The sequence below is a fragment of the Collinsella sp. CLA-AP-H1 genome, assembly GCF_040092945.1.
Classification (GTDB): domain Bacteria; phylum Actinomycetota; class Coriobacteriia; order Coriobacteriales; family Coriobacteriaceae; genus Collinsella.
In genome coordinates, this window is record NZ_JBBNKO010000019.1 from 23,138 (window position 1) to 32,320 (window position 9,183).

Genomic DNA, 9,183 nt, shown 5'->3' on the forward strand with positions numbered 1-9,183 from the left:
GACTCACCGCGCGATGCGCGACAGGCGCCCCGCAAGAGAAACCCTAGGCGTCTTTCACCACGTCGGGACTCGTCGCACGCGATGCGCGATAGGCATCGGCCTCCTTGGAGACGCGTTCGAGCAGCTCGGATGTATCGACGCCCTCGACTTGCGCGACCGTTTCCACCGTCTGCATGGCGACCGCCCTCAGGTACGCGCACGCGCTGTCCCCCGGCTGCTCGAGGTCTATCTCCTCGCCGCCCTCCCGGGCAAAGCCGACCGCCATCACAAAGCCCATGATGCCCGAGACCAGAAAGCCCACCGCAAAGCTCGAATCTGCCTTGAGCTCTTCTCCGTCGGGGTGGACGATCTCTCTCACGCGGTCGATGATGATCGTATGGATGCCCTGCACGACCTGCTCGGCGGCACCCGCCCTCATGGTGATGACGATGCGCCGCAGCAGGCAGCGGACGTCGCGCCGGTCGAACGCCGAAAGGTCGCCCTCGCTCGAAAAATGCCAGAGGGCATCGGTGATGAGCTCGTTATCCTGCAGCAGCTGGGCTATGGCGATGGCGACGAGTTCATCGAAATCGTGAAAATAGTAGTAAAACGTTCCGCGATTGCACTGGGCGGCGCGGGTCACCTCGCCAACCGACAGCTCGAAGATGCTGTTGTTCTCGATGAGCTCCCAAAACGCCTCGATGATACGGGTGCGTGCATCGGGCGCATCGGCGTCCTTACGCGGTCTCGCCATGCGCCTCACCGCACCCCTGCGCCTTGGCGTTCATGATGAGCATCTGAAGACGGTTCTCCACGTTGGCGAAGCTCACGTCGGGATCGTAGTCGAGCGGCAGGAACTGCGCCGTGGGATACTGCTCCTTGAGCGCATGGATGAGCCCGCGCCCCACGACATGGTTGGGCAGACACCCGAACGGCTGCAGGATCACGAAGTTGCGGCAGCCGCGCTTGGCGTGCTCGAGAATCTCCGCCGGAATCAGCACGCCCTCGCCCGCATCGAACGTATGGTGCAGGATCTTATCGCTCGCGCGCACGAGCTCGGGCATGCGCGTCGGCGGCTCGTAGAGCGGGCTCGCCGCGCCCAGGCGGTCGCAACGGTCGTGCGCGAGCTCGAACAGGTTGTCCGCCGTGGCGTACCAGGCCTTTTCGGGCAGCGACAGGTCGACGTGGAACTCGCGCGACTGCGCATGCTTGTAGAAATAGGTCTTGCGGATCACGTCGGTCATGCGCGCCTCGATGACCTCGAGCCCGTTGTCCTCGAGGTAGCGCTCGATCTCGTGGTTGGCGCCGAGATGGAAATTGAGCAGGTACTCGCCCACGATGAGAACGGTCGGATGCGGGTTCGAGCGGTCGTACGGAACGGCGTCCATGATCGCAAGCGCGCGTTTGAAGCCCGTCGCCTGGCCTCTCAGCCCGGAGCGCTCCATGCCCTCGATAACCTCATCGAGCGCGCGGTCGAACGCAGCGTCCGCCGCGCCCTTCTCGAGCTCGTAGGGACGGATGCGCCTAAGCATGGCCTCGAGGGCATCGATCATGGGAAGACCGTAGGCGATCTGGATGCTCGGGCCAAGGCCGAGCTTGAAGCCCGGATGCGCATTGTGGGCATCGACGTCGTCGTTGGTGAGCACCGGGACATAGTCGTATCCCGCGTCGTCGAGCGCGCGGCGCAGCAGGGGCATGTAGTGCGTCAGGCGGCAGTCGCCGATATACTTGCCAGTCACCACGGCGACGTCGTGCGGGTCGTACTTACCGCTCTCGAGTGCCGCGAGCGCCTCGCCGATCACGATTTGCGCGGGGAAGCAGATGTCGTTGTGCACATAGCGTTTGCCCAGGCGGATGGCATCCTCGCGCCCGATATCAAGGGCCTCGGCGCGCACGCCCTGATTGCGCATCGCCGCGGTCATGAGCCTGCAGAACGCATGGGAGGTGTTGGGGACCAGCGCGATCTTGTCGTGCCGGTCGCGCTTGGTGTACTTGACCTTATACGGGTCGTCGAGCGGATGGACCGCGTGCACCCGGGCGCCCTCGGCACGCTCCTCCGCGCGACGACGGTTGACCGACTCGATAAACGAACGCACGCGAATGCCCATGGGACCGGCGACGTCGCTCTCATCGAGCTTGATCATCATCGGAACCTTGGAGCCCATCTCGCCCATCATGCGCGCGATCTCGTCGGTGAGATACGCATCGTGGCCGCAGCCGAAGCTGCCCATCTGCACGAGCTCGAGCTCGGGCGTCGATGCGACGATGACCGCGCACGACAGCATGCGCGCATGGTAGTTGTTCACGATGTCGATGCGGCTGTTGGAAAGATCGACGTTGCAGACCCCCGGCACCGCATCGGGCGTCAGCACGGGGATGCCGCGCTCAGAGAAGAGCTTGGGCAGCCCGTGGTTGACCAGCGGGTCGTTGTGGTACGGGCGCGAAGCGATCACCACCGCGTAGCCGCCGTCCTCGCGCACGTTCTCGAGCACCTGCCTGCCGCGCAGCTGCAGCTGGTTCTCAAACGTCTGCTGCGCGCGGTCCGCCTGCTCGGTCGCCTTGGCAACCAGGTCGGCATCGATATCGAAGGTCTCCTTGCACCACGCCTTGAGCTGGCGGTTTCGGTCGCCCTCGTCGTACCAGTGGAACAGCGGCGTATCGAACGGAACGCCGAAACGCTCCTCCGGGTTATCGGAATTGCGCATCACGTAGGGGTATCCCTTTACGACGGCGCACATCCACTCGCTGGTAGAGGCGGTGTTTTCGGTGGGCACCGTCGTGATGATGGGCATGAAGATGCGGTCGACGCCGGCGTCGACGAGATTGCGGATGTGCCCGTGGACGAGCTTGGCCGGGAAGCACACGGTGTCGGATGTGACGTGCGCCAGACCGCGCTCGTACATCGCCTTGGTGCTGCGTCCCGAGACGCGCACCTTAAAGCCGAGCGTGCTGAAGAACGTCGACCAGAACGGCATGGTGTCCCAGAACTCGAGCACACGGGGAATGCCGATCGTGACATCGCGCCCCCCGCAGACGGGAACCGTGGGGCACGACTCGAACAGCAGCTTCTCGCGGTCGACAAAGAGATTGGGGGCAGCCGCGGTCCGGTCGCGCCCCGTGCCGGGTGCCTGTGCCTCGCAAGCACCCTGCGGACGCAGCTCCTCCGCCGCGGGAACCTCGCGCACGAGCTCATCCCATGAGATGGCGCCGCCGCGCGGGCAGCGATTGCCCGTGACGTAAAGCGAGCCGTCGCCAAATGCCACGACCGCGCGCTGGCAGCGGTTGTTGCACCGACGGCAGGTAACGCCGCCGAACTCGCGATGCTCGAAGCGCTCCACGGCATCGAGCCCGATAAACGACGTGCCGGCGTCGCCCTTGCGGCATTCCTCGCGCGCGAGCAGGGCGATACCGATAGCGCCCATCAGCCCCGGGTGGGGCGCACGCGTGACGGGTTTGCCCAAATACTGCTCGAATGCGCGCAGCACCGCGTCGTTTCGGAACGTGCCGCCCTGGACGACGACTTTGTCGCCCAGACGGTTGAGATTTGAAACGCGAATGACCTTGGTGAACACGTTCTCGATAATCGAACGGCAGAGACCGGCCATGATGTCGCCCGGACCCTTACCGCGCCGCTGCTCGGAAACGACGCTGCTGTTCATGAACACCGTGCAGCGGCTGCCGAGAACGGCGGGGGCTTTGGACGAAAATGCCTCGGTCGCGATATCCTCAACGGCTATTCCGAGGTTTTTGGCAAAACCCTCGAGGAACGAGCCGCAGCCCGCAGAGCACGCCTCGTTGACGACGATATCGGTCAGCACGCCGTGGTTGAGCCAGATGGCCTTCATATCCTGTCCGCCGATGTCGAGCACGAAGGTCGCATCGGGAACGCATGCGCACGCGGCGCGGGCGTGCGCGACCGTCTCGACCGTATGGTAGTCGGCGTGGAACGCGCGCGCGAAAAGCTCCTCGCCGTATCCCGTGGTGCCCACGGCATCGATCGCAAGCGTGACTCCCGCTGTCTCCCAGCGGTTCTTCAAGCTGACAAGACCCTGTTGGGCGACGTCGAGCGGTCTGCCGTTATTAGACGCGTAGAACGAATCGACAAGCTCACCCGCCTCATCGACCAGGGCGAACTTGGTCGTCGTGCTCCCCGAATCGATACCGAGCGCCACACGCACCGTCTCTCCGGGCGCATACGCATCCGGACCCTTTGCCGGCGTCTCTTTGCCATGGCGTGCCGTAAAATCCGCCTGCTCGGCAGGTGTGGCAAAAAAGGGCTGGGCAAGACGTCCCTCCCCGCTTGCGGGCGCGACCGTCTCGAGCTTATCCAGCCGGACAAAAGCGTCGGGAAGGTCGATCGGTTGGGACGATGCGAACATGTCGGTCAGCGACAGGGCGGCACCGCGCGCGACCATGATCTGCGGATCGCGCGGGACGATAACCTGATCGTCCGATAGATTCAGTTGCTCCCGGAACACGCGGACCAGCGTGGGGTTGTAGGCGAGCGTACCGCCCTCGAAGATTACCGGCGGCTCGATGTCGATACCCTGGGCCAGACCGCCGATCGTTTGGCGGGCGACCGCGTGAAGCGCCGAAAGCGCCAGGTCGGTGGTAGGAATGCCCTCGTTGAGCAGCGGCTGGATATCGGTCTTTGCGTACACGCCGCAGCGGCCCGAGACCTCGTGGACGGTCGTTCCCCGGCTTGCGAGCTGCTCGAACTCGCCCGATTCGGTGCCGACCCCCATGAGCTTTGCCATCTCGTCGATAAATGCACCGGTACCGCCTGCGCACGAGCCGTTCATGCGCATGTCGGCAACCTCGATGTCTCCCTTATCGTTGGTGCGGAAGAAGATCATCTTGGCGTCTTGGCCGCCCAGCTCGATGGCGCAGCGCGTCTGCGGATAGAACCTGCTGATCGCGAGCGCGTTGGCGACCACCTCCTGAACGTACGAGGCGCCCAGCGCGGTCGCGATATCGCGCGCACCCGAGCCGGTCACCGCAACGCGCAGCGACTCATGGGGAAAGCGCTCGGCGAGCTCGCCGAGCATGGCGCGCACGCTCGCTGTCTGACACGCCCCGTGGCGGCGATATCCCCACCACGCCTCGGTCATATCCTCGTGCATCGCGTAAACTTTGGTCGTCGTCGACCCTACGTCCAGTCCTACTAGCAACGCCATAATGCTCCGTCTCTCGCATTTTTCCTGCTAGAGATATACCACTCTACGTAATACAACAGACTGTTGTATTTAAACTCCGTATAAAAAGCGGCTGCCGAAACGCTTCAGCAGCCGCCGAATGCACCAACAGATTGTTCTGCGCGCTAGCACGTCGGGCAACGGAGCAGCACGGGCCCTCCGGTCATGCGCACCGCTCACGCCCGCGATGTCGCCGAGAGAGCTATCCACGCTTAGGGCTCCAACCAAGCAAGTCGCCCGCGCTCAGCAGATCCCTAAGCGAGCTACTCGCACTCAGGAGCCATAGCCTGCTCCAAGAGCTCGGCATGCTCCTCCTCGAAAACCGTCCCCACAGGGAAGGCGCGACGGAAGACGAAGTGGGAAATCGGACCGGCTACCAAAAGGTTCCACGGCAGCGCCATCACAAAATTATGCGGGATGTTGATCATCCAGATCGCGGGCACGGAATACAGGTTCGCAAGGATGCCGCCGGGCATGTGCGTCAGACCCTCGCAGGCACCGTACAGCGACATGATGATGACCATGGGAACGACCATGCAGGAGCTGACGGCGAGCGTCATGGCAAGCGGCGAGCTCTTGCCCGGCGTGACCAGGAATTTAAAGGCGAAGCCCTTAGCAAGGGGGCTGGCAACAAACCAGTCGCAGCACATGGCAAAAATGTAGGCAACGGGGAAGCCGAGCCACGCGGCGGCAACAACCTCGCCGTTGATGGCCCCATGCTGCAGGGCAACGTTGTAGATGCTCATCCAGAGCACCATGCAAAAGCACATGATAAAGGTGAACAGCAGGCTCTCTCGTTTGTTGATAGGCATAAAGGGCAAAATCCTTTCTGTGTTACGCCGCGGCACCACGCAACAAAAACGGGCGGGCAAGATGGAGCTGTTGGGACTTCATCTCGCCCGCCCGTGGTACGTGCGTCTGCGACTACTTATGTGGTGGAACTACCCTAACACGAACGGCGCGCGCTTCGTAAGCGTTGAGTTTATGGAGATGCAGGGCACCAATAATCCCCCCGACCCCATAAGTTGCGGTGGAATACGGACTGTTTTGACCCTTTAAGCAGCAATTCAGTCCCTATTTCACCGCAACTCATTGGGGGTGCAAAGTAACCTGTCCCCCTTGCACCAATTAGCTGGTGTGGCGCCAGCGAGGGTCGGTGAGGGTTCTCGCCACACCCAGACCAACGGGCAAAAACGCCACGATGAGCACCGCGCGTACAAACCAGCCGAGCATATTAACCGTGTCGAAGGTGCACATGTAATACATAGAGCGATAGAGATACAGACCGGGCACCATAATGACAATCGAAGGCACCGTGAGAGCGATGCGCGGGTAGGTGAGCTTGACTTCGGCCAAGCTTGCCAGCAGACCCGATACCAGCGCGCCGATAAACGCGGCCGCCTCGGGAGGCATGCCTGCGCTCAGGCCCAGGAAGGGAAGCACCGTCGGCGCATCGACGAGCGTAAGGCGCAGGGTATTGGACACGGCGCCGATCAACCCAGCTGCCGCGGCCATCTTTACCGGGCTGTTGAACATCACCGAGAAGCCGAATACGCCAACGAAGCTCATCACCACGCGCAGGAGCGTAAGGGCAAGCGGCGAAAGGCCCAGTGGGGCAAAGTCGTCCGGCGCCAGGCCAACACACTCGGCAACCATCCAACCTACGAGCGTCGCCATCACAATAATCGATACGGCATATGAAAGGCGCTCGATACCGCTTCGCATGTCGAGCTTGGCGATGTCGAGGCCTGCCGTAATGAGCGGAAAGCCGGGAATCACAAAGAGCATGGCGCCGATATAGCCTTCTTGGTGCGACATTGCCCCCGGTATGACCTGGCCAAGGCCGAGCAATGCCAGCAGATACGAAACGCAAGCGAGCGCAACGCCGGTCGTCAGCGCGCTGAACTGACCAAGGCCTTGCTTGAGAATATGGGAGCGGGCAAAATTGCCGACACCCGCGCCCACAAACGCGCAGGCCATCTCGATAGGGCCGCCGCCGAGCAAAAAGACGAAGGCGCCGCAAGCACAAGCTGCCGCAAGGCCCCGTTGCCAGGGAGAGTAATCGGGTTTTGAACTCTCAACGGTCTTGAGCATCTCGTGGTATTCGTGCACGGTAAACCGGCGCCCATACGTCTCGATTTCCTTTAAGAAGCTCTCCATCATCCAAATGCGATGGGTATTGACTCCCGTTGTGGGCAGGCTGACAACCTCGTTAAAGCAGTGGCCATCTTCGATGCAGGTGCACTCAAACGACAGGAGACTTAAGTCAACGTGGATGGTCACACCGAGTACGGCGGCGACGCGATTCATGGTATCGCGAACACGCCAGGCACCCGTTCCGCTCGCGAGCATAAGCATACCGGTGCGGCAGATGATGGATGATTTATCGGTGAGCGGCGCATCGACGGCAAGCTCATCGCCTGCCGTCACGATCTGGTGCCAGTCAGTTTTCATATGGAGCGCGCCGGCACGAACGCCGTGGTGCATGGGGGCTCTCGAAAGCAGCGAGTCAAGGCGCGAAGACTGTGGGGGCTCCGTTGATTCGTCCTCAACCTCATCAGTCTCTTCATCGACCAGATCAAATGAGTCAAGCGATGCCGGCTCGCGACGATCGATTAGCTCCTCATCCTCATCATCAAAGTAATTGAACTGATCGAGCATGTCCTCTTCGATTGCACGCTCGCTCGCGTCGTCCATATAGACGCTCCCTTCCTACCGACTAACCCCCATCCTAGGCAGCAACGGCTAAAGGAAACATAAAAGAGACGGCTGTCATGCATGGAAGGCGCAAACCCCCAATGCGTCGGTAGATCCCCAACGACTAGGACTGTCCCCAAGTGCCGGCAGAAAAGGAACGTCCCTAAGTGCCAACCAGGGCAACACCGCAGATAGAGGACGGACAGCGAAAGCCCGCCAGAGCGAGCAAGGTGCCTTCAAGAAAAATCGCGCCGCAGGTTGAGCATAAGTCAGACACTATGACCCAATCCGAAGGCACGGAAACGACAGGAGCCCCCGCTCGTGACCGCGGGTCGGGGCTGCGACAATGTTGTTGAAGTGCCAGAGGCGCAGCCGCGCCGCAACGAGGTTGGGAGGCTCCCGTGCCTAGATATTCTACCGCCTTCGGAATGGACGTACACCTCAGGTCCACCACCGTCTGCGCGCTCGACGCGGAGACGGGCGAGGCCGTGACGAGGAGGTTCCGCGGCAACCCCTGGGGCGAGGTCGCGGAGTGGATGTCGGGCTTCCCCGGCCCGTCGCTCGCCGCCTACGAGAGCGGCTACCTCGGCTTCGCCCCGCAGAGGGAGCTCTCCGGGCTCGGCGTCGACTGCGTCGTCGCGGCCGTCTCCAAGGTCCCGAGGTCGGCGGCAGACCTCTCGTCCAAGAACGACCGCAACGACGCGGCCAGGATGGCCAAGGCGATACTGTCGCACGATATCTCCCCGGTATGGGTGCCGTCCCCCGAGATCGAGGGGCTCAGGGACCTCGCCGCCGCCCACGACGCGGCGACCGCGAGGCTCGCGGCGGCGAAGCAGCGGCTCCTGGCGTTCCTGGCCCGCCGCGGCTACGCCTACGGCGGCACGACGCCGGCCGGCAACCCCCGGAAGTACTGGACGTACGGCTTCCTCAGGTGGCTCGACGGCATACACCCCGCCGACGACGGCGGCATCCGGACGCTTGCGGCGCTGAGGAACGAGGTCGAGGCGGCCGACGAGACGAGGGAGGCCGTCCTCGCCGAATACAGGGCCGCCGTCGCGGCGGGCCCCCTCTCGGCCGAGGTCGAGGCGCTCCAGTCGATCAAGGGGTGCGGGTTCGCGCTCGCCGCCGCCTTCGCGTCCGAGGTCGGCGACTTCTCGAGGTTCCGCTCCGGCAGGCAGGTGACGTCCTACTTCGGCCTCGCCCCGAAGCAGAGGTCGAGCGCGGACTCCGTGCGCCTCGGCGGGATCAGCGGGGCCGGCAACGCGCTCGTCAGGAAGCTGGCGGTCGAGGGGTCCTGGTGCTACGCCCAGGC

Annotated in this window: 5 protein-coding genes; 1 reads left to right on the forward strand and 4 read right to left on the reverse strand. The window is 63.0% G+C overall.

Features of this window, described 5'->3' with window-relative positions; translation table 11 throughout:
* Positions 1-43: 43 nt before the first annotated feature.
* From AAAV44_RS09090 to AAAV44_RS09105, 4 genes are all read right to left on the reverse strand, one after another.
* Positions 44-733 carry a TetR/AcrR family transcriptional regulator gene (locus tag AAAV44_RS09090; RefSeq protein WP_055309426.1) on the reverse strand — a complete coding sequence of 230 codons (690 nt, stop codon included), beginning with the start codon at positions 731-733 and terminating at the stop codon, positions 44-46.
* Positions 717-5,156: an acyl-CoA dehydratase activase gene (locus AAAV44_RS09095; protein ID WP_161115116.1), complete on the reverse strand. Its 4,440-nt coding sequence runs from the start codon at positions 5,154-5,156 to the stop codon at positions 717-719. The genes AAAV44_RS09090 and AAAV44_RS09095 overlap by 17 nt, the downstream gene beginning before the upstream one ends.
* 281 nt (positions 5,157-5,437) lie before the next feature.
* Complete coding sequence (locus tag AAAV44_RS09100) at positions 5,438-5,986, reverse strand: DUF2798 domain-containing protein (protein WP_195232419.1); 549 nt, start codon at positions 5,984-5,986, stop codon at positions 5,438-5,440.
* Positions 5,987-6,302: 316 nt separating this feature from the next.
* A complete protein-coding gene (locus AAAV44_RS09105; protein WP_349115383.1) occupies positions 6,303-7,871 on the reverse strand; it encodes a threonine/serine exporter family protein in 1,569 nt (522 codons plus the stop codon).
* A 401-nt stretch (positions 7,872-8,272) separates the two neighbouring features.
* Here AAAV44_RS09105 and AAAV44_RS09110 point away from each other — a divergent pair.
* Positions 8,273-9,183 (forward strand): IS110 family transposase (locus AAAV44_RS09110; RefSeq protein ID WP_349115384.1); only part of this gene is annotated, 911 nt, incomplete at its 3' end.

Coding starts and splice junctions, on each gene's coding strand:
- AAAV44_RS09090 (WP_055309426.1), bottom strand. CDS start 733: ATGGCGAGACCGCGTAAGGACGCCGATGCGCCCGATGCACGCACCCGT.
- AAAV44_RS09095 (WP_161115116.1), bottom strand. CDS start 5,156: ATGGCGTTGCTAGTAGGACTGGACGTAGGGTCGACGACGACCAAAGTT.
- AAAV44_RS09100 (WP_195232419.1), bottom strand. CDS start 5,986: ATGCCTATCAACAAACGAGAGAGCCTGCTGTTCACCTTTATCATGTGC.
- AAAV44_RS09105 (WP_349115383.1), bottom strand. CDS start 7,871: ATGGACGACGCGAGCGAGCGTGCAATCGAAGAGGACATGCTCGATCAG.